Source organism: Virgibacillus sp. DJP39 (assembly GCF_049310925.1).
Lineage (GTDB): Bacteria > Bacillota > Bacilli > Bacillales > Amphibacillaceae > Virgibacillus_F.
In genome coordinates, this window is record NZ_JBMERP010000011.1 from 1 (window position 1) to 20862 (window position 20862).

Genomic DNA, 20862 nt, shown 5'->3' on the forward strand with positions numbered 1-20862 from the left:
CGTGTCTACTTGACAGGAGCCTGTGCACGGCCAGAATTCGAGCACCGAACAACAGGAATCGAGCACCAAATGTTTGGTGCTCAAATTTTCAAGTCCGGTGCTCGAAAAATCAGTTTGGCACTCGATTTCGTAAGATTGGTGCTCGAAAACGCCGCCGCGGATAGCTGCCCCACACTACCCCGGCCCCGACAGCGCCCCATCCCCAAAGACCAAACCCACAAAAATACAATAATTTAAATTTTTTCAAACTATCTGTTGACTTTTCGCTCGCCACCGCATAGAATAATCAACAACATATTCATAATTTTCTTATCTAGAGAGGTGGAGGGAAAGGCCCTTTGAAACCTCGGCAACAGGTTTATTCGAACACTGTGCCAATTCCTACAGGCTGTATGGTCTGGAAGATGAGAAGAGCTGACAACTATTAATTAGTGAAGCCCTCTTCTTATTTCGTAAGAAGGGGGTTTTTTGATGTTTTTTTAATAAATTTTCCTACAGGAGGGATGATATTTGACTAATAATTTAGCCACATATAGTAATTTCGCTGGAGATCCATTTAAAGATTGGCATCCAACTGATGAAACAAAAGGTGCGTCCACGATTGTCCAGTCGGCTTACGATTCATTTGGAAGCTCGGTAGTGTATGCATGCAGTTTCGGTGCGGAAGGCATTGTGCTAATTGATTTAATTTCAAAAGTGAAAGAGGATGCAGAAATTGTCTTTCTCGATACGGGGATACATTTCCAGGAAACATATGACCTGATTGATAAGGTGAAGGAGAGGTATCCCACATTAAACATTCACTTAAAGAAACCGGAATTAACACTTGAGGAACAGGCGGAAGAGCATGGATCGGCCCTTTGGAAACGCGATCCCAATCAATGCTGTTATATTCGCAAGATCAAGCCACTTGAGGAAGCACTAAGCGGAGTGCCAGCCTGGATATCGGGTTTAAGAAGAGAACAGTCGGCAAGTCGTAAGGAAACAGATTTTATTAACAAGGATGAAAAATTTAAATCAATTAAGGTATGCCCCCTAATTCATTGGACTTGGGACGACGTTTGGAGTTATATCCGACTAAACGACTTGGATTACAATGAATTGCATGATCAAGGCTATCCTAGTATCGGATGCATACCATGTACCTTTCCTGTCAACGATTCAGATGATTCTCGAGCAGGCAGGTGGGTAGGGTTTAATAAAACGGAGTGTGGACTTCACGCCCCTGGGAAGGATTCTAACTAATGACTCTAACGATTACTGCAATTATAGTGGCCTACTTTTTTGCCTTCAATATTGGTGCAAGTGGATCATCAGCAGCTATGAGTGTTCCATATGGATCAGGGGCAATTAAACGCAGATCGATAGCGCTGCTACTATGTGCTGGAGGTATTTTGGCAGGGGCTATCCTTGGTAGTGGGGAAGTGGTTGAAACACTTAGTGAATCGCTTGTTCCCTCTGAATTCATCACTACTCAGGTTGTCGTTATTGTTTTGCTGTCTGCAGCAGGGACGCTGTTTATTACAAATCTCATGGGTATCCCATTGTCGACGAGTGAAGTAACCGTAGGCGCTATTGTGGGGGCGGGGCTATCGCTTCATGTATTGAATTTGAAAACACTAGCCGTAATCGTTGCATTTTGGTTTATCGTTCCAGTTGCTGCATTTTTAGCCAGCTACCTTTTCAGTAAAGGGGGTGGTTTTCTCAAAAAGAAGAGAAGTAAGCCACTTAGCCCTAAACTGACTAAGCTTGCTGGTCCCGTTTTAATCGCGGCAGGGTGCTTAGAGGCTTTCGCTGCAGGTGCGAACAACGTAGGAAATGCGATTGGTCCACTCGTGGGTGCAGGGATTGTTGCACCGGGCTTTGGGGTGCTGACTGGTGGAATCATTATGGCACTCGGCGTAATACTGTTAGGCGGAAATATCATTGAAACTGGCGGGAAACGCATCGCAAAACTTTCGCTCTCCAAAGGCATAACCGTGTCAGGTGTTTCCGGAATGCTGGTAATGGGCGCAACGGTATTGGGTATCCCAGTTCCAATCACCCAGGTTACGACTTCGGCAATTGTCGGCACCAGTGCAGCTGAAAAAGGTGTGCAGATATGGAAACAACCATTAATTCGTCTGATCATTAGTATTTGGGTTATCTCCCCGCTGCTTTCCATGGTCGTTGCGTATTGCCTAGTTGAGGTGTTTGTCCGCTCAAGCTACTATTCCGTCAGCATTATCACTTGTGCCATCCTTGCAACTATAGGCATTGCAAGGCTAGCAACATCCATTTCCAAAACAGGCATTTTATCAAAATCTACTAAACCAGCAGTGATAAAAAATGAGGAGGTTTTATAAATGACATTAATCGAACCACATGGAGGAAAACTTGTAAACCAAATTCTCGATAAAGAATTTTTGCCGAACCATTCTACGACTATTGAACTGGACAACATGGCGCTCAGTGATCTTGAACTAATTGCGATTGGTGGCTACAGCCCGATTGAAGGGTTTTTGAATCAGGAAGATTACGAGTCTGTTGTTGAGACAATGCGGTTAGCAGATGGTACACCGTGGAGCATTCCAATCACGTTACCAGTAAACGAGGGAAAAGCACTATCTTTACAGGCTGGTGCTGTAGCAGCTTTAGTAAAGGATGGCACTACATATGGCGTCATTGAGATAGAAGAAGTATATAAACCGGATAAGGAAAAAGAAGCAAAGAATATTTACCTGACGACTGAAACCGAACATCCAGGGGTCAACAAGCTATTCAACCGCCCGGATTATTATGTCGCTGGTGAAATCAAGTTAGCTGAGCGTCAATCCCATGAACATGATGAGAAATTCTATCTCGATCCAGCAGATTCACGAGAATTATTCCAGTCACTTGGTTGGAAAAAAGTAGTTGGATTTCAAACGCGCAACCCAGTCCACCGAGCCCATGAATATATTCAAAAATCTGCACTTGAAATAGTTGATGGACTATTTTTAAACCCACTTGTCGGAGAAACAAAAAGTGATGACATTCCGAGTGATGTGCGGATGCAAAGCTACCAGGTTTTATTAAAAAATTATTACCCAGCCAACCGGGTTGTGCTAGCAGTTTTCCCTGCCGCTATGCGTTACGCAGGTCCAAGAGAAGCAATTTTTCATGCGCTGGTTCGTAAAAACTTTGGCTGTACACATTTCATTGTCGGCCGTGATCACGCTGGTGTTGGTGATTATTATGGCACGTATGATGCACAAAAAATATTCAGCAATTATGACGAAGCTGAACTAGGTATCACTCCATTATTTTTTGAGCACAGCTTTTACTGCGTTGCATGTGAAGCAATGGCCTCAAGCAAAACATGCCCACACGACAGCGACCAACACGTCGTTTTGTCAGGGACAAAAGTACGTGAGCTGCTTCGAAATGGTGAAAAGCCACCAACAACATTTAGCCGTCCAGAAGTAGCAGAAACGCTTATTGAAGGTTTGAAAAAGAGTGAAAAGGCCGAGGTGTAGTGAGGATTGAAGATAAGTGCAATCCAAATACAGCGAGGAAATTTAGTTAAGACTGAAAGACTATAAACTACGGTGTTGTGAAATTTTTTCAACGCCGTTCCGGCAGAATACTTCGCTTTCCGCGGGCACGGCCTCAGTCTCCTCGAGAAAACCACTCTGCGGGGTCTTCGGACTCGCGCTGTTCCCGCAGGAGTCTTCGTATTCTGCCTTCACTAAGAATCCTGTGGTTTTACGGGAGTTCTACTACCTTAAATAGAAAGCCTATCTAAGCGGAGGAAAAATACGAGACTCCAGTGGGAAAGGAACAGTCTGAAGACCCCGCAGTGAGCGGTTTTTGCTCCGAGGAGGCTGAAGCGTTCCCCACGGAAAGCGAGTGTTTTTCCGTAGCGCTGGATCAACACCAATTTTGTAAAGGTTGGTAGGAAAACTACTTCTCAAGTAAAGATGAAGTAACCAACGTCATAAAAAATTTACAACCAAACATCGGTTATACGAAGTCCCTGCTACACGCGGCATCACCGTGCAACCGCAGTACACATCAATAACCAAAAAACAAAAAAATGCATTCCTTTGTGAGGTGGATATTCTTTGCAGTTACAGGTAAAAAACAGCCCGTTTAATCAAGAACAAACAGATCTACTTAATAACCTTTTGCCAACATTAACAGAAACACAAAAAGTTTGGTTAGGTGGATATCTGGCAGCATCCGGCACAGCCGAATCCCAGCTAGCAACGGCACCTACTGACCAACAACCAGGTGTTCAAGCATCTGCTCAAATTAGTCAACCCGCTTCCCGGGAAGTAACCGTCCTTTTTGGTTCAGAAACCGGAAACGGACAACAGCTTGCTGAAGGGTTGGCACAAAGGCTGAAGGAGCAGGGCTTGCAAGTTGCTCTCTCAGCGATGGATGATTTCAAGCCCAAGGAGCTAAAGAAAGTTCAGGATTTACTCATTGTGACAGCAACACATGGAGAAGGAGACCCACCAGATAACGCGCTATCGTTTAACGAATTCATTTTTGGCAGAAAAGCCCCTAAATTATCAGATGTGCGCTTTTCAGTACTTGCCCTGGGAGACCAGTCCTACGAGTTTTTCTGTCTGACAGGTCAGGAAGTTGACAAGCGACTGGAGGAATTAGGTGGCGAGCGGCTTTACCCACGTGTTGATTGTGATGTTGACTTTGACGACGATGCAGCAGAGTGGATCGAAGGTGTCTTAGGTACATTGAAAGAGACGTCAGATGCACAGTCTGCGGATGTTCAGGCAACAGAGACTGAAGCGGGACTTCAAACAAAGCAATCGGCGTATTCAAGAACAAATCCATTCAGGGCTGAAATCCTAGACAATTTTCAGCTGAATGGACGTGGATCAAACAAGGAAACCCGTCATCTTGAGCTATCACTTGAAGGATCGAATTTCGAGTTTGAACCGGGTGACAGTCTTGGGATTTTCCCTGAAAATAATCAGGAGCTGGTTAATCAGATTATCGACGTGATGAACTGGAAACATGAAGAAAGTGTACCAATTAACAAACAGGGTGAGGTACTATCCGTTCGTAATGCACTACTCTATAACTTTGAGATTACGAGATTGACAAAACCATTGCTTGAGCAAGCGGAGCAACTTTTCGGAAATGAAGCATTAAGTACATTAATTGAACAAGAGGAAGAGCGAAAAGCCTATCTCGATGGACGTGATCTGCTGGATTTAATCAAGGATTATCCGCCGCAGGAAGTATCACCTGGCGAATTCATCCAGATTCTTCGCAAGATCCCGGCTCGGCTTTACTCCATCTCGAGCAGCTATAGAGCCAATCCTGATGAGGTTCATCTCACTATCGGAACGGTAAGGTACCAGGCACACGGCCGCGATCGTACCGGTGTTTGTTCCGGACAGTGTGCAGAACGAACGGAAGCGGGTGGATTGTTACCAGTTTATGTTCACCGAAATCCGAACTTCAAATTTCCAGCTGATCAACACGCACCCATCATTATGATTGGACCAGGAACAGGCGTTGCTCCATTCAGATCGTTCCTTGAAGAGCGAGAAGAAACGGGCGTCGAAGGGAAAACATGGTTATTTTTCGGCGAGCAGCACTTTTCAACAGACTTTCTTTATCAGGTCGAATGGCAAAACTGGCTCAAAGAAGGCGTGCTAAGCAAAATGGATGTTGCGTTTTCCCGTGATACTGAAGAAAAGGTTTATATACAGCATCGCATGCTCGAACAAAGCAAAGAACTCTATCAATGGCTGCAGGAAGGTGCGAGCGTTTATGTGTGTGGGGACGAAAAACACATGGCACATGACGTGCATACAACCCTGGCAGCAATTTTGGAAAAAGAGGGCGGCATGACGCATGAAGAAGCAGAGGTTTACCTCACAGACATGCGCCAGCAAAAACGCTATCAACGCGATGTTTATTGATAAAAAAGAAAGGAGTTTAGCCTAATGGTGAAAAACAAAACAACAGATCAAACCAATCCTCCAAGCGATATGGAACGAATAAAGAAAGAAGGCGACTACCTGCGCGGAACAATCAAAGAAGGACTCGAGGACAGAATTACTGCAGCTATTTCCGATGACGATAATAAGCTGTTGAAATTCCACGGGAGCTACCAGCAGGATGACCGGGATCTACGTGATGAACGGCGACGTCAGAAGCTTGAACCGGCTTACCAATTCATGATTCGCGCACGGATGCCAGGCGGAATTGCAACGCCGGACCAATGGTTGGTTATGGATGACATTTCCGAGAAACACGGTAATGGCACCCTGAAACTGACAACTAGGCAGACGTTCCAGTTACACGGAATTTTAAAATGGAATTTAAAGGAGACAATGCAGGGAATTAATAATGCATTACTCGATACACTGGCAGCATGTGGTGATGTTAACAGGAATGTGATGTGCAATTCGAATCCGTTTCAATCGGAAATTCACACGGAGGTTCATCAAATAGCGAGTGATCTCAGTAACCACCTTACACCGAAAACGAGGGCTTACCATGAGATCTGGCTTGATGAGGAAAAAGTTGTGGACAGTCGCACGCCAGAAGAAATTGAGCCGATGTACAAGGATCTTTATTTGCCTAGAAAATTTAAAATTGGCATCGCCGTTCCTCCTTCCAATGATATTGATGTCTATTCTCAGGATCTTGGATTTATCGCAATTTTAGAAGAAGGAAAACTGCAGGGATTCAACGTGGCTGTAGGTGGAGGCATGGGAATGACGCACGGTGACACGAGCACATATCCACAAGTATCACGCGTAATTGGTTACATTCCGACAGAAAAAATTAACGAAGTTTCCGAAACGATTATTACAATTCAACGTGATTACGGCAATCGTTCGAATAGAAAAAATGCACGCTTTAAATATACTATCGATGCCAATGGTCTTGATTGGTTTAAACAGGAATTAACAACTCGTTTAGGCTGGGAGATTGAAGAAGCACGCACTTTTGAATTTGATCATAATGGGGACCGTTACGGCTGGGTTAAGGGTGACAACGGAAACTGGCACCTGACGTTATTTATTCAAAACGGTAGAGTTGCCGATTTTGAAAATTATGCACTCAAAACAGGTCTGAGAGAAATCGCGAAAGCACACACTGGAGATTTCAGGCTGACAGCGAATCAAAATTTAATCATTGCCAATGTAACAAGCAGGAAAAAGAAGGAGATCAAAGAATTAGTCGAAAAATATGGAATGACTGCAGGTGAAAATCATTCAGCATTGCGGAGAAATTCCATGGCATGTGTTGCTTTTCCAACGTGTGCGTTGGCAATGGCGGAATCCGAGCGCTATCTTCCATCATTAGTGGATAAAATCGAAGTAATCCTCGATGAAGCAGGCCTAAACGAACAGGAAATCGTGATTCGCATGTCAGGCTGTCCAAACGGATGTTCACGCCCAGCTCTCGCTGAAATTGCCTTTATTGGAAAAGCACCAGGAAAGTACAATATGTACCTCGGCGGTGGATTCACTGGAGATAGGTTGAACAGTCTTTACCGCGAAAATATTGCAGAGGAAGAAATTTTAGAAATCCTTCGTCCAATATTAATTGCTTACGGAAAAGAACGTAATGTAGGTGAGCACTTCGGCGACTATGTGGTACGTGCTGGTTACGTTGAAGAGGTTCTTTCTGGCCTTGACTTTCATGCAGCTAAAACGGATCTTTTTGTAAAAAAATAATCCAAAAGAGAGGATGACCTGAATTGGCTACAAATATTGTATGGCATGACACTTCAATTAATAAAAAAAATTACCGGACCAAAAACGGTCATCACAGTGGCGTAATCTGGTTTACCGGACTTTCAGGATCAGGCAAATCTACTATCGCAAATCTAGTAAACAAAAAACTTTTCGACGTGCAGGTCAACACATACATCCTTGATGGAGATAATGTTCGCCACGGGCTAAATGCCGGCCTCGGATTCAGTGCCGACGATCGAACAGAAAACATTAGACGAGTGGGCGAGGTGGCTAAGCTATTTGCAGATAGCGGCGCGATTGTCCTTACCGCGTTTATTTCACCTTACCAATCTGACCGGGACCGCGTTCGCGAAATACTTACAAAGGATGAATTCCTAGAGGTTCATGTAGATTGCCCACTTGCCGCATGTGAAAGGCGCGATCCAAAGGGCTTATACAAAAAAGCAAGGAATGGAGAAATCAAGGAGTTTACTGGAATTGATTCTCCATACGAAGCACCAAATTCACCCGAACTCGTTATCAAATCGGACCAATTCAATGAAGAAGAATGCGCGGACCAGATTATTAGTGTGTTAAAAGAAATGCAGTGGATATAGGTGGAAGGATATTTTCTTGAAGGCAGTTTTCTGAAAAAATGTCGTTGTTGACGTAAAGTCTATAAACTGCGAAGTAACTCTAGATTGATTTTCTATCACACTTTACTAAATTGGTGCTAAATCCAGCGCTGCGGAAAAACACTCGCTTTCCATGGGGAACGCTTCAGCCTCCTCGGAGCAAAAACCGCTCACTGCGGGGTCTTCAGACTGTTCCTTTCCCATTGGAGTCTCGCATTTTTCCTCCGCTTAGATAGGTTTCTGTTCAAGGTAGTAGAATTCCTGTAAAAACGCAGGATTATTAGTGTAGGCAGAATACGAAGACTCCTGCGGGAACAGCACGCGTCCGAAGACCCCGGAAGAAGCGCTCTTTGCTTCTGAGGAGGCTGAGGCCGTGCCCGCGGAAAGCGAAGTATTCTGCCGGAACGGCGTCAAAAGAGGTCACTACATCACAGTTTTTTTCACCAACTGCGAAGATTAAAAGCAACAAAACTTACGAAAAAGAGCATTTTAAAACCCCCAACGTCCAGGACAAACGAATTTTGTTTGTCCTGGGACCCCATGGGGCAGGAATTTTAAATGTACAACATGAAAGGGGTAGGAGCGATGAGTAGAGTATATTTGGTAGGTGCCGGTCCAGGAGATCCTGACCTAATCACGGTTAAAGGACTTAAAGCCATTCAAAAAGCAGACGTAATTTTATACGACCGGTTGATCAATGATGAATTATTAAGCCACGCCCCAAACTATGCAGAATTAGTATACTGCGGGAAAAGCCCGAATCAGCACTCGCTTACACAGGAAAAAATAAATGATTTATTGTGCTTCTATGCAAGCCAGGGGAAAGTAGTCACACGGTTAAAAGGTGGCGACCCATTCATATTTGGGAGAGGTGGCGAGGAAGCGGAAGTGCTGGCAAAAAGGGGAATTCCTTTTGAAATAGTTCCAGGTATCACTTCTGGATCGGCTGCACCTGCTTATGCTGGAATTCCACTGACCCACCGAAACTATAGCTCATCTGTTGCGTTCGTTTCGGGGGTAACTAAAACTGGTGAGGAGCTAGATAAATACTGGGAACACTTAGCCAAGGGAGTCGACACGCTGTGTGTGTATATGGGTGTCAAAAATCTGCCGGATATTTGCGAACAGCTCATCCGCCATGGTCGTAATCCTAGCACCCCGATTGCGCTTGTCCATTGGGGCACGACCGAAAGCCAGCAAACAGTTACCGGAACACTTGAAACAATTATTGAGAAAGCCAGTAAAATGAAGAATCCATCAATGATTATTATTGGAGAAGTAGTTACATTGCGGGAAAAACTTCAATGGTTCGAACAGCTGAATGTGGAACCACTTGACCAAGAACATGCAATAGTTGGATGACAGGAGGTTATATGATGCAAGGAATTTTATATGTGAGCCATGGAAGCAGGGTTCGAGAAGCGACCGCCGAAGCTGTTTCGTTTATTCGCTCAGTACAGCAGCTAGTTGACATTCCTCTCCAGGAAATTTGTTTTCTGGAACTAGCTGAACCAAATGTTGAACAAGGTATTGACAAATTAGTGGACCGTGGTGCCACTAGTATTTCTGTCGTACCTGTTCTGCTATTAAGTGCTGGTCATTATTTTAAAGACATTCCAGATGAAGTTAACCGAGCAAAGGCAAGGCATTCCCATATTTCCTTTACTTATGGCGAGCCGCTTGGCATGCAGGATCGTTTTATTGAAATTTTGACAGACCGAATAAGTGAAACGAAGGTAGTGCCTAACCTAGATGCTAAACTGTTGCTCGTCGGACGTGGTAGTCGCAACCCGGAAACAAAGAAGATAATAAAAGAAATAGGACAAAAACTGAAGGCGAAAACCAGTTTTAATTCTATTGATGTTTGTTTTTTGGCAGCTTGCGAACCATCCTTTGAACAGACCCTTCAATCCTCGTTAAAAAAAGATCACTCGCAAATTTTTATTGTACCCTATCTATGGTTTACCGGCGTGCTGATGAATTATATACTGGATAAAGTAAAAAAATCGAATCAGAATCACCCGGATATAGAAGTTGTGCTATGCCGGCAACTTGGTGAACACCCAATCATGGTTGAAGCGCTGAAAGAACGTGTCTATGAATCTATTGTGAAATAAGGATGTTTTAAATGAAAGGCTCTTTTCGTAAGTTTTGTTGCTCTTTAAACTTCGCATTTGATACAAACTGCGACGTAACTGATGTATCTATTTCCTACCATGCTTTACTAAATTGGTGCTGAACCAGCGCTTCGGAAAAACACTCGCTTTCCGTGGGGAACGCTTCAGCCTCCTCGGAGCAAAAACCGCTCACTGCGGGGTCTTCAGACTGTTCCTTTCCCACAGGAGTCTCGCATTTTTCCTCAGCTTAGTTAGCTTTCTGTTCAAGGGAGAAAATGTCCCATGAAAACACGCGATTCATGTGTATTTTTCTTTCGACAATTAGAAATTCTTGTTCCCACAGGACAAGGAAGGCTTCGGCAGCGTGACATCGCACGAAAAAAAGGGACTGTATTTTTGAGGAGTCGACTGTCCTCCGCTTTAATCAAGCGGTATAGAGTTATTTATCATGATGGCCATATGTTTACGCTATACCAGCGAAGGAAATACACGAAGACTCCTGCGGGAGGAAAGGCATAGGTGAGACCCCGCAGTGCGTAGCACGAGGAGACTCACCAGCCTCCCGCGGAAAGCGTAGTGTATTTCCGTAGCGGTAGGTTACGTAGCAGTTTATAGATTTTGTTGTCAAAAACAACAATCTTTTAGAAAACAGCCAAATGAAAAGATCCTAAATTAAAAACTGGTAAGGAGAACATAAGATGGCGATTACACCACTCATGGTTGACCTAGAAGGGAAAAAAATAATTATTATTGGTGGTGGACGTGTCGCCTACCGCAGGGCCGATACGCTAACTGACAGTGGTGCTGCGATCACAATCATCAGTCCGGAAATCGCAGAGGGAATCCGCTCACTTCTAGAAAATGAAAAGGTGACCTGGCGGCAAAAGAACTTCGAACCCGTCGACCTTGAGGAGGCCTTTCTAGTAATAGTAGCTACCAATAATCCCGAGGTTAATAGTTCAGTAGTTAAGGCTTGCCCGCCAGATTCCCTACTGAATGTAGCATCGGATTCTACACAGGGCGATGTGCAATTTCCATCCCACTTAAAACGTGGAAAACTGACAGTAAGTATTTCAACGGATGGAGCAAGTCCTCTACTTTCCTCCAAAATTAAAAAACAACTTCAAACGACTTTTGAAGAAGGCTACGGCGATTATGTCGATTTCCTGTATGAAAGTCGGCAGCTTATAAAGCGATCTCCACTCGGATTAAAAGAAAGGAGACAGTTACTGAAGGAATTATTGTCGGATGAATTTCTCAACAGTAAAAAACAGCGTATAGCGATAAATTGGTTAACAAACTTAGTTGAAAGGAGCTGATTACAATGATTGGAATGAACGGTATCAAAATTGGAATTGCTGCTACCAGAAAAGCTGATGCAATTACCGTACTTGTAGAGAAAAATGGAGGAACCCCTGTTGTTTATCCAATCCAAGGTGAACAGCAATTAAATGAAAGCATATGCAAGCAAAATATAAATGACTTTCTAAATGAGCCATATGACGTGGTGCTTCTGACTACCGGGATCGGCATTGAAACTTTGGAAAAAGCATCTCGGGATCTAGGGGTCCATACTGATTTTATCGAAAAACTTGGCAAGACAAGCCTGGCCATCCGAGGCAGTAAAACAGTAAGCTGGGTAAAGAAACAATCACTAGCCCCAACACTCATCTCTGAAGATGGAACTATGAAAAACCTGTTGAAGAGCTTAGTTAACGAAAAGCCAACCATGGGCAACCGTTTATTTTTACAAGCCTACAACCAGGACGACGTAGAGATAAAAAGTGAACTTGAAAATGCCGGATATTCTGTCTACCTATCAAAACCGTATCATTATGAAGCGCCCAACGAGGAAACTTTACATGCACTCAGAAAGGAAATTCTGGATCAAACACTCCGAGCGGTTATCTTCACCAGTAAAACCCAGGTTCAAAACCTGTTTAACGGATTTGAAAAAACTGCTGAACTCGTGGCCGCACTTAACAACGGCGTCCTGGCAGCCTCAATCGGAAAAGTAACCACACAAGAACTAGAAAATAGAGGCGTCACCAACATATTCCAACCAACAAACCCAAAAATGGGAGCCATGATTGTTGAATTAAGAGAGCATCTGGCGGGATAGCTGGTTTGTTTTGTGTGGCTGGGTCTTCATTAAATTTGGAATCGAGCATGGATCCGTCGAAATCGAGCGGCGTGCACCCGAAATCGAGCACTGATTCACAGGATCGAGCACCGGCCGACGAAAACCGAGCGCCGAAGAGTTGGTGCTCGATTCCACATGTGTGGTGCTCGAAAACTCAATTTGATGCTCGGTTTTGACAAGTTGGTGCTCGAAAACCCGGAATCGAGCATAGATCAGTCGTGTGCGCCTTACCACGTAATATCTATTAAAAGAAAATTAATCAACCCCTGTCTACAAGACCATCAATTTAGTTATTATTATAAATTCTCCATTTAAAGTTGTTAATTAATAGAGAGAGTAAATCCAAACTCACTTGAGTCAGACACTCCATCAAGGAGCTCAACATAAGCTTGGGGGTAACTAGACGAACGAAAGTAGACTCTTAAAGCCTTCCCGCAATCCTTCCTAACAGAATAGAATATAAGAAAAGTATGTTAGGAGGAGTTGAATATGGATGAGCTAGAAAAGAAAATCAGAGAATTAGAGACAAAACTACTAGACGAAATCGAGAATATGGAAAACTCAATTAAGAATTCAAAAAAGGATGAATTTCAGTTGGATAGCAATGACGTGAGAGCAATAATTGATCAACTGCTGACGGAAAAAGGATTCGTAACACAAACAGAACTCGAACAAAAAGTTGACCAAAAACATTTGCAATTAATCAAATGGATTGTCGGGACGGGGTTAAGTAGCATAGCCATAGTGTTTAGTCTTGTTAGATATATAATATAACTACTATTTGGGCTTTATAGGTACAACCACTACACGGCTACAGGTAACCCCCATGGTGACGTTTTTCACTCGAGTCCAGTCACCCCTTTTCACCACCAAGCCTTTCCTATATATTATCGTCACCAAACAAAATTTGGTGGCGTTTTTATTTTTATTCATTGTGACACTTTTCTCACCTCCCATTCGATTATATGTGTGAAAGGAGGTGAGGCACATGGCAGCTACAGCAAATATGGTGAATTCAACACTTCGTCTAGTTTTTGACGACGGGATTGACCCAATCTCAGGAACACAGTCTTTTAAAACGAAGAGCTTCAGCAATGTTAAAACGGAAGCAACTGCAGATCAGTTGTATGCAATTTCTGTATCACTTGCACCATTGCAACAGCGTTCACTTTTCAAAATTGAACGAAATGACAGCTCTCTTTTACTTCAGACTCAGGTGGTATAACACAAATTAACTAATGGAAAGGAGGTCTTTTGATGGCTAAGAAATTAGAATTGAAATTTGAAAATCAGGATGGAAAGTTCGTTACGTACACACTGGACAATCCAGTTGAACCAGTGGACGCAGTTGCTGTACAAGCAGCAATGGATGAAATCATCACCCAAAATGCATTCACTTCATCTGGTGGCAACCTTGTTGCTAAGAAAAGTGCGCGTATCGTTGAACGTAATGTTTTAGATATTGCAATAGTTTAATTAAAGGACCAGCGACATGAGTAAACTCTGGCGCTGGTCTTTTCATTTGCAGTAAAGAAAGTTTAAATCTTTCTTTCTGCATAAGTGCAACTAAGGCTTTAGCCATAAGGAATGGCGATAAGCAAAGTTTTTTAATATGAAGGGAGGAACTCAAATGGAAACCTGGATGTCATTCGTTACTGATGTTGGCTTTCCAATTGTGGTGACGTTTTACTTGCTTCACCGCATAGAAGGAAAGCTAAATGATTTAATCGAATCAATCCTCACGTTACCTGATAAAATGGGTGGATGACCAGCAGAGACTTCAGCTTCGGCTGGAGTTTTTCTATATGTTGAGTCTCGTGCTTAGAGGAAGAACACAGATTAAGGTAATGGTTGCGAAGTATTATCAACCACTTTTTTTAAAGACTATTGAATGAAAAGCAGGTTTTAAACATCAAAGTAAAATTAGGAATGAAAGTTGAGCGACCCAACAAGAAAGTCGAGTGGCTCAGCCAGGAACTTGAGCGTCATCGCAAGGAAGTTGAACGACCCAGCCGGAAAGTTGAGCGTCACCGCAAAGAAGTCGAGCGACCAAATCAGAAACCTACCTATATGATGTTAATGTTTATCAATCAAACAAATAACTTAACACAGGAGACATTACAATCAAGAATATTGAAAATAAAATTAATGTATTTGTTATCTTGGAGGGTAGTTTCTTTTTGCCTTTCCCCTTATACCAGGCACTAAACTGTAGTTTGTTTCTATATAATACGAAAAGCAATAGAAAGATTGTTATAAATCCTGTCCAACCATAGGGTTCAGCATCGAAACCGAATGACCCGTAAAGATATTCTAGGCATACACCCAGAAGACCACCAAGTAGTGCAAAAATTAATATAATCCGCAACAACTCCAGCAACACTCTCATTCTAGTAACCCCTTTACCTTTACTTTTAATTTGTATAAAGCCCTTTATTTAAGGTGTATAATCGGTGACGAAAATTGCAAGGATCCCTATAACAGCAAGCAAAATAACAGCTAGTATAAGACCAATTATGGCAAGCATGTTTTTCTCGCTCTTTCTAAACAATGCAATCAAGCTTAAAACAAATGTTAGCGGAGCACCAACATATAATGCAACTACAATAGTTGTAATCAATGGTTGTTGGTTAAAAGATAAATTCGGCATAACAAGTAATGAGCAAATCAGTACTAAAGGAATTCCCAACGATAAGTAACTAATCCACGAATATTTTTTCATTTTTGTCCTGCCCCCATTTTTAAAAAATTGAGTGTTTTATTTATTTTAGTTTACCATAAAATAACAATTTAATTTGTTGAATTTTTGCTCAAATATCATCTAGTTATAATAAGAACCTATTGTATGAAAATCCGGTTGGTTACAGACAAGAGTGCGTACCCCAATGTCGGGAAAGTTAAGCGTCAAACCACTAAAGTTGAGCCTACATGAGGGGGGGATGAGCGTAAGTCTAGCAAAGTTGATCGTTTGAAATAGGAAGTTGAGCGGGATTTGATTAATTGAGCACCTACACAAAAAAACACTATAAATAACAAATCAAAGTTTAAAATATTTCCCGGGGAATATCGACAAAAAATTCAATGTAAAAATATCATATAAAATAAAATCATTTCTTTTGTCGTATCATAAGGGTTGAGGTGATCTATGATGAAAATAAAGTTACCTGCTCTCATTTTTATAAGCTTTATAAGTTTTTTTCTCCACATATAGCGCAGGCTGCGGAAAAGCAGGAAAGTGAGATTGATAAGGGCTTTGATATTGATTTGACGGGATTTGAGTTTCATTCTTTTGGTACGTTTAATCAATTAGGTTTTGAAATAACGCCACTTGCACAGTTGTATTTCCGGATTATCCAGGAGGAACAAGAGTGGATTGGTCAACCACGTCTGTATATCAAAGATGATAAGGGTTATGTTCATCTTTGGAAAAGAGATGGTACGAATGTACTTTATATAGTTACAAAAGAGTCAAGTGAGCTATGGGAAGTTGTTGATGTTAAAAGAAAGAAAATTGATAGAATACCTGTACAAAAAAACCTCCTCAAAGAAGTATTGATAGAGCGCTGGCTTCAACCGATAAGTACAGCTGTTAAGAAGCATTATGGAGAGCCTAAACTTTGGTACCGGGGATTTGAGAAAGTGATCAAAATTGAAGAAGATGAACAGGACTATGTGTTTTATATAACTGTTCAAGTTCAAACATTTGAAGGTGCCCACAACCCACCGTATGGGGAAGAAACAATTACATTTAAAATTAGAGGCAGCCAAATCGAGATGATTGATTTTAAACACAGAGATATTTCGAAAGAAGAGTCGATTAAGTTAGAATTGCGGTGATTTAGTCTTATGGGATAACGCCCACCAATCGGACTTAACACGTAGAAGTTCCACAACAATACCCACTAATGATAAACTGTTAATTAGTTAACACCTCTCTGCGTCAAGTGCTTGTAGGAAAGAGTGAAACTAGCAGCGTAGCAGTTATACGCTTATGTAAACATTAGTCTTTAGTGGAGAATATAAAAGTATCATAGGAGGGCGAATACATGATTCAAACATATCTTCAAAATCTAGTTGATGCTAATGAGATTCCTGGTTCTGTTTTAGCAATTACAAAGGACGGCAAACTAGAAACCTTGCAATCCTATGGTTCATACAAAGACAGAAATAATACGACATCCTGTGTAAGAAAAGATACAATGTTTGATGTTGCGTCACTAACAAAAGTTCTGGCAACGCTACCCGCAATCCTATATCTGCAACAGGCAAATCAATTATCAATCGATGACAGCGTTCAAAAGCATCTACCAAAATTCAAAAAATCGGATGTTACAATCCGGCATTTGCTCCAGCATAACTCCGGGCTTCCTGCCGGTTTATCCTACAAAATCCGAACAGATTCAAGAGATGTGCTCGATGAAATCATGGAAACTGAATTGATCTCTGTTCCCGGACAACAAACGACGTACAGCGATTTAGGCATGATCCTGTTAGGGAAAATAGTGGAAGAAATCTCAGGCCATGACTTACATAAATTTAGTGAAAAGTATTTATTTGAACCGTGGAAAATGAATAACACAACATTTTTACCGGGAAAGCAATTGTTGGAAACTATAGCTTCGACTGAACTGTTTCAAGGCAACTATATCCAAGGTAAAGTCCATGATGAAAAAGCTCACCAGCTTGGAGGGGTTAGTGGGAGTGCAGGATTATTTTCCGATGCTTTAGACATAGTAGCGTATGCTAATTATTGGTTGTACCCGGAAACGCAAACGGTACTAACAAAAAAATCAATGAACCTGGCCCGGGAGGACACTCACCAATCAAGGGGACTGGGCTTTGAGGTTTGGCAAAAATCAGGCAAACCATTGTCATGTGGCGAAAACTGGTCAAAGGGCTCATTCGGCCATACCGGCTTCACAGGAACAAGTTTATGGGTCGATCCTGAACATAACTTGGCAACGGTCTTTCTGACTAACATCGTACACTATGGAAGAAATCATCGATTAAATGAGATACGGAAAACGTTGCACACAATGATTCATGATCGCTTTGTGTGATAGAATCAACGACCCCAATCAAACCTCGTAACTACCTCAAATTCCCCTCTCTCTCCTCTCATTCTGCAAAAGTCATATACAAATGATAGAATAGTTTGTATAATTATATTAATAGTTTTGCTACGATTGAATTCAGGATGGAGTGAGGGCATGTCCAATTTTAACTATGAAGCATACGACGGTATGGGTCTGGCCGAGTTAGTAAGGAATAAAGAGGTAACGCCAACTGAAATTCTTGAGGCGGCAATATCCAAAACGGAAGAGTTAAATCCAAATTTAAATGCTGTTATACATAAGATGTATGATCAGGCAATGGACCAGGTGAAAAAGAATACAAACGGTGCTTTTACCGGGGTCCCTATGCTTCTGAAAAACATAACACAGGAAATCAAGAACGAGCCAATTACATCAGGTTCCAAAGCCTTTATAAACTATAAAGCAGAGGTAGATTCTGAACTTGTGAAAAGGTTCCGATCTACAGGTGCCGTTTTTATTGGGCAGACGAATGTTCCGGAACTTGCGTTAATGGCGATTACCGAGCCGAAGCAATATGGGGCTACCAGGAATCCGTGGAATAATGCGTACACCCCAGGAGGTTCAAGTGGAGGTTCGGCCGCGGCGGTTGCATCAGGAATGGTGCCGATTGCCGGGGCAAATGATGGCGGAGGATCCATTCGCATACCTGCAGCATACTGCGGGCTCTTTGGCCTGAAGCCTTCCAGGGGACGAGCTCCGGTCGGCAGTAAATTGGGAAGACAGTGGCAGGGCGCATCAGCCGACCATGTTTTGACCAGATCCGTACGGGATAGTGCCATGATGCTGGATCTGACGAAGGGATATGAACCTGGTGCAGCTTTTCATGCACCTCCTTTTGATGCAAACTATCTAGATTGTGTAACAAAGCCTCTGGAACCAAAACGCAGGATCGCATACTCACTCCGCTCTCCAATAGGAACCGATGTGGATCCAGAATGCAAGCTGGCAGTAATAAAAACAGTCGATTTACTAAAAAGTATGGGACATATTGTAGAAGAACAGGATCCACCAGTCGATGGAGACAAAATCGCAAGCAGTTACATGACTATGTATTTCGGAGAAGTTGCTGCAACCCTTGCATCAGAAAAAGTAAAATACCGCGACGTGGAGTCCACCACATGGCTGCTTGGATTACTCGGAAAAGCAACAAGTGCAGAAGAATGGGTGCTCGCCATGAGAGAGTGGGATATCGCCGCCTATGCAATGGAAGACTTCCATACTAAATATGACTTCTATCTCACACCGACAACAGCCTACCCACCAGCAAAAATTGGAGAGCTCGATACCAAACTAACAGAAAAAATTCTTCTGAATGTAATTGGCAGATTACAAATGGGAACACTCGTCAAAAAGTCCGGATTAATAGATGAAATCATTATAAACAACCTCAAACGAACACCGTTCACACAACTAGCGAACCTAACCGGACAACCAGCAATGTCAATTCCAATCCATAAAACAGAAGAAGGCCTGCCACTCGGGGTACAATTCATGGCCGCCAGGGGCAGAGAAGACCTCCTGTATCAGCTGGCCGGAGCGCTGGAGCGGACGGAGAGTTGGCTGCGGGGGTAGGGTTTGTGTGCGGATTGTAGTAATATTCATCAAATCGAGTCATAGCATGAAGAGTATATAAACAAGGGAGAGATACTAACCATATGTAGAGATTAATGCGGATACAAAAAGACCTTCGTGGCCATGGTCAATCAACCAAGGTTGAATATGGTCATACAGTTGCCCAATATGCTAGAGACTTGAAACAATTTATTGAGAAACTGAATTTAAAAGATGTCATTCTTGTGGGATGGTCTATGGGAGCATTTGTGCTCTGGGATTATATAAATCAGTTTGGAACGGATAATGTTAAAGCGTTAACTGTAGTGGACCAATCACCGTCAGACTACATCTGGCCCGGTTGGGACTACGGGGCATTCGATTTTGAGGCAATTAAAGGCGTTATGCAGGCAATCCAAGAAGATCAAAGTGGGTTTAATAGTGAATTCATTTATGGGATGTTTAAAGAAAAGCCAGATCCAAAAGAGTACGACTGGATCCTAGCAGAAATGAATAAGCTACCAGCGTCCATTGAGAGCACCATAGTGTTTAACCAGACAGCAGTTGATTATCGTGAGACAGTATCAATTGTAGATGTACCAACGTTAATTTGTTTCGAAACAGTGGGATTCTTCCCAATCGAAGCGGGCGAGTATATACAAAAAAGGATACCAGGGTCAAAGTTGGTAGCCTTTGAGAATAGTAGTCATTTATTGTTTCTAGAAGAGACGGATAAGTTTAATCAGACACTGGACTCGTTTTTTGGTGAGTTGCAGGGATAGGCAGGAAGTTGAGCCGCATCGAATAAAAGTTGAGCGGCAATCTGCAAAAGTCGAGCAACAAACTAACAGGAAGTTGATCGTCAATGCGCCAAAGTTGAGCAACTTCGCCTAAAGTCGAGCGACATCAGGGTCAATCCATTGGTCATACATAAGCTAAGAAGAATAAAATATCAACAAAAAGAAGTAACCGCCCCCATCCATGGTCGATTACTTCTTTCAGTTAAACATATATTTGTGTGACCAACTGCTCATAATGGAGATAGTTGCTGGTTCCCGAGTAGTTAAAGCTACTTGGGAACCTAATTATAAGTATATTATATTCTTATTAATTATACAAAGTTGAACAAAATGCTAGTTGGAAAAAGAAGAGTTGAACGTAATCTTGGAGAAGTTGATCCACATTACTGAAAACTTGAGCGAGAACTTCATCAAGTTGAGCGTACTTTAGTAGTAATATAATTACTACAAAGGTAATAAGTGAAAGGAGATTAGAATATGAAGGCACCAAAGGTTAATGAATTGAACATCGACGAAATGCTAACAAAAGCAGAAACATTAGTTGGAGTTTTACGTGTTGTATATGGTTTACAGAACATCGAGGATTACACTAAAAAAGATGCAGCTGAAGAGTTAATAAAGTTTCTAGACCGTATGGGTTATTTAGAAGACCCACTTAGAACAGAAGGTGTAGATCATGCCTGAAAATTCAAATTTGAGTTCTCAAGAATATAACATACTTGTTAAGTTTGTTATATTCTAAATAAAGGGTGAAAGCAATGAAAAAGGAAGTTGATTCAATGCAACTAATAGCATAAGGTTAAGTGTCAGTGAGCAGAATTTGAGCGAT

General features: G+C 42.2%; 21 protein-coding genes and 1 riboswitch. Of the genes, 19 read left to right on the forward strand and 2 right to left on the reverse strand.

Annotated elements, in window-relative coordinates:
* The first annotated feature begins 306 nt into the window (after nucleotides 1–306).
* A riboswitch (SAM riboswitch) is annotated at nucleotides 307–411 on the forward strand.
* A 99-nt stretch (nucleotides 412–510) separates the two neighbouring features.
* The 14 genes from ACOI1D_RS05875 (at nucleotide 511) to ACOI1D_RS05940 (ending at nucleotide 14354) form a co-directional block, all read left to right on the forward strand.
* Nucleotides 511–1245, forward strand: coding sequence for a phosphoadenylyl-sulfate reductase (locus tag ACOI1D_RS05875; RefSeq protein WP_422499990.1), 735 nt, complete (start codon nucleotides 511–513; stop codon nucleotides 1243–1245).
* Nucleotides 1245–2345, forward strand: a complete 1101-nt coding sequence (locus tag ACOI1D_RS05880) for an inorganic phosphate transporter (RefSeq protein WP_422499992.1) — start codon at nucleotides 1245–1247, stop codon at nucleotides 2343–2345. Before ACOI1D_RS05875 ends, ACOI1D_RS05880 begins: the two co-directional genes overlap by 1 nt.
* Nucleotides 2346–3497: a sulfate adenylyltransferase gene (gene sat, locus ACOI1D_RS05885; RefSeq protein WP_422499993.1), complete on the forward strand. Its 1152-nt coding sequence runs from the start codon at nucleotides 2346–2348 to the stop codon at nucleotides 3495–3497.
* Between the two features lie 588 nt (nucleotides 3498–4085).
* On the forward strand, nucleotides 4086–5921 hold the full coding sequence (locus ACOI1D_RS05890) for an assimilatory sulfite reductase (NADPH) flavoprotein subunit (RefSeq protein ID WP_422499994.1): 1836 nt from the start codon (nucleotides 4086–4088) through the stop codon (nucleotides 5919–5921).
* A gap of 24 nt (nucleotides 5922–5945) precedes the next feature.
* Nucleotides 5946–7691 carry an assimilatory sulfite reductase (NADPH) hemoprotein subunit gene (gene cysI / locus ACOI1D_RS05895; RefSeq protein WP_422499995.1) on the forward strand — a complete coding sequence of 582 codons (1746 nt, stop codon included), beginning with the start codon at nucleotides 5946–5948 and terminating at the stop codon, nucleotides 7689–7691.
* A 23-nt stretch (nucleotides 7692–7714) separates the two neighbouring features.
* Nucleotides 7715–8308 (forward strand): adenylyl-sulfate kinase, encoded by a 594-nt coding sequence (gene cysC, locus ACOI1D_RS05900; protein ID WP_422499996.1) that lies wholly within the window; start codon nucleotides 7715–7717, stop codon nucleotides 8306–8308.
* 603 nt (nucleotides 8309–8911) lie between these two features.
* Nucleotides 8912–9688, forward strand: a complete 777-nt coding sequence (cobA, locus tag ACOI1D_RS05905) for a uroporphyrinogen-III C-methyltransferase (protein WP_422499998.1) — start codon at nucleotides 8912–8914, stop codon at nucleotides 9686–9688.
* Nucleotides 9689–9702: 14 nt separating this feature from the next.
* Complete coding sequence (locus ACOI1D_RS05910) at nucleotides 9703–10443, forward strand: sirohydrochlorin chelatase (protein WP_422500000.1); 741 nt, start codon at nucleotides 9703–9705, stop codon at nucleotides 10441–10443.
* A gap of 698 nt (nucleotides 10444–11141) precedes the next feature.
* Nucleotides 11142–11762, forward strand: a complete 621-nt coding sequence (locus ACOI1D_RS05915) for an NAD(P)-binding protein (protein WP_422500002.1) — start codon at nucleotides 11142–11144, stop codon at nucleotides 11760–11762.
* Nucleotides 11763–11767: 5 nt separating this feature from the next.
* Nucleotides 11768–12565, forward strand: coding sequence for a uroporphyrinogen-III synthase (locus ACOI1D_RS05920; protein ID WP_422500003.1), 798 nt, complete (start codon nucleotides 11768–11770; stop codon nucleotides 12563–12565).
* Nucleotides 12566–13075: 510 nt separating this feature from the next.
* Nucleotides 13076–13360 (forward strand): hypothetical protein, encoded by a 285-nt coding sequence (locus tag ACOI1D_RS05925; RefSeq protein WP_422500004.1) that lies wholly within the window; start codon nucleotides 13076–13078, stop codon nucleotides 13358–13360.
* 214 nt (nucleotides 13361–13574) lie between these two features.
* Complete coding sequence (locus ACOI1D_RS05930) at nucleotides 13575–13811, forward strand: DUF1659 domain-containing protein (protein WP_422500005.1); 237 nt, start codon at nucleotides 13575–13577, stop codon at nucleotides 13809–13811.
* 32 nt (nucleotides 13812–13843) lie between these two features.
* Nucleotides 13844–14062: a DUF2922 domain-containing protein gene (locus ACOI1D_RS05935; RefSeq protein WP_422500006.1), complete on the forward strand. Its 219-nt coding sequence runs from the start codon at nucleotides 13844–13846 to the stop codon at nucleotides 14060–14062.
* A gap of 154 nt (nucleotides 14063–14216) precedes the next feature.
* A complete protein-coding gene (locus tag ACOI1D_RS05940) occupies nucleotides 14217–14354 on the forward strand; it encodes a YvrJ family protein (protein WP_422500007.1) in 138 nt (45 codons plus the stop codon).
* 318 nt (nucleotides 14355–14672) lie between these two features.
* Here ACOI1D_RS05940 and ACOI1D_RS05945 read toward each other — a convergent pair whose 3' ends face one another.
* Entirely contained in the window at nucleotides 14673–14975 is a 303-nt protein-coding gene (locus ACOI1D_RS05945; RefSeq protein ID WP_422500008.1) for a hypothetical protein, read from the reverse strand.
* A gap of 48 nt (nucleotides 14976–15023) precedes the next feature.
* Nucleotides 15024–15308, reverse strand: a complete 285-nt coding sequence (locus ACOI1D_RS05950) for a hypothetical protein (RefSeq protein ID WP_422500009.1) — start codon at nucleotides 15306–15308, stop codon at nucleotides 15024–15026.
* A gap of 416 nt (nucleotides 15309–15724) precedes the next feature.
* Here ACOI1D_RS05950 and ACOI1D_RS05955 point away from each other — a divergent pair, with 416 nt between their 5' ends.
* From ACOI1D_RS05955 to ACOI1D_RS05975, 5 genes are all read left to right on the forward strand, one after another.
* Complete coding sequence (locus tag ACOI1D_RS05955) at nucleotides 15725–16423, forward strand: DUF3888 domain-containing protein (RefSeq protein WP_422500011.1); 699 nt, start codon at nucleotides 15725–15727, stop codon at nucleotides 16421–16423.
* A gap of 209 nt (nucleotides 16424–16632) precedes the next feature.
* A complete protein-coding gene (locus ACOI1D_RS05960) occupies nucleotides 16633–17646 on the forward strand; it encodes a serine hydrolase domain-containing protein (protein ID WP_422500012.1) in 1014 nt (337 codons plus the stop codon).
* Nucleotides 17647–17796: 150 nt separating this feature from the next.
* Nucleotides 17797–19254: an amidase gene (locus tag ACOI1D_RS05965; RefSeq protein ID WP_422500014.1), complete on the forward strand. Its 1458-nt coding sequence runs from the start codon at nucleotides 17797–17799 to the stop codon at nucleotides 19252–19254.
* A 95-nt stretch (nucleotides 19255–19349) separates the two neighbouring features.
* On the forward strand, nucleotides 19350–20015 hold the full coding sequence (locus ACOI1D_RS05970) for an alpha/beta fold hydrolase (RefSeq protein ID WP_422500016.1): 666 nt from the start codon (nucleotides 19350–19352) through the stop codon (nucleotides 20013–20015).
* 495 nt (nucleotides 20016–20510) lie between these two features.
* Nucleotides 20511–20717, forward strand: a complete 207-nt coding sequence (locus ACOI1D_RS05975) for a hypothetical protein (protein WP_422500017.1) — start codon at nucleotides 20511–20513, stop codon at nucleotides 20715–20717.
* The last annotated feature ends 145 nt before the right edge of the window (nucleotides 20718–20862 follow it).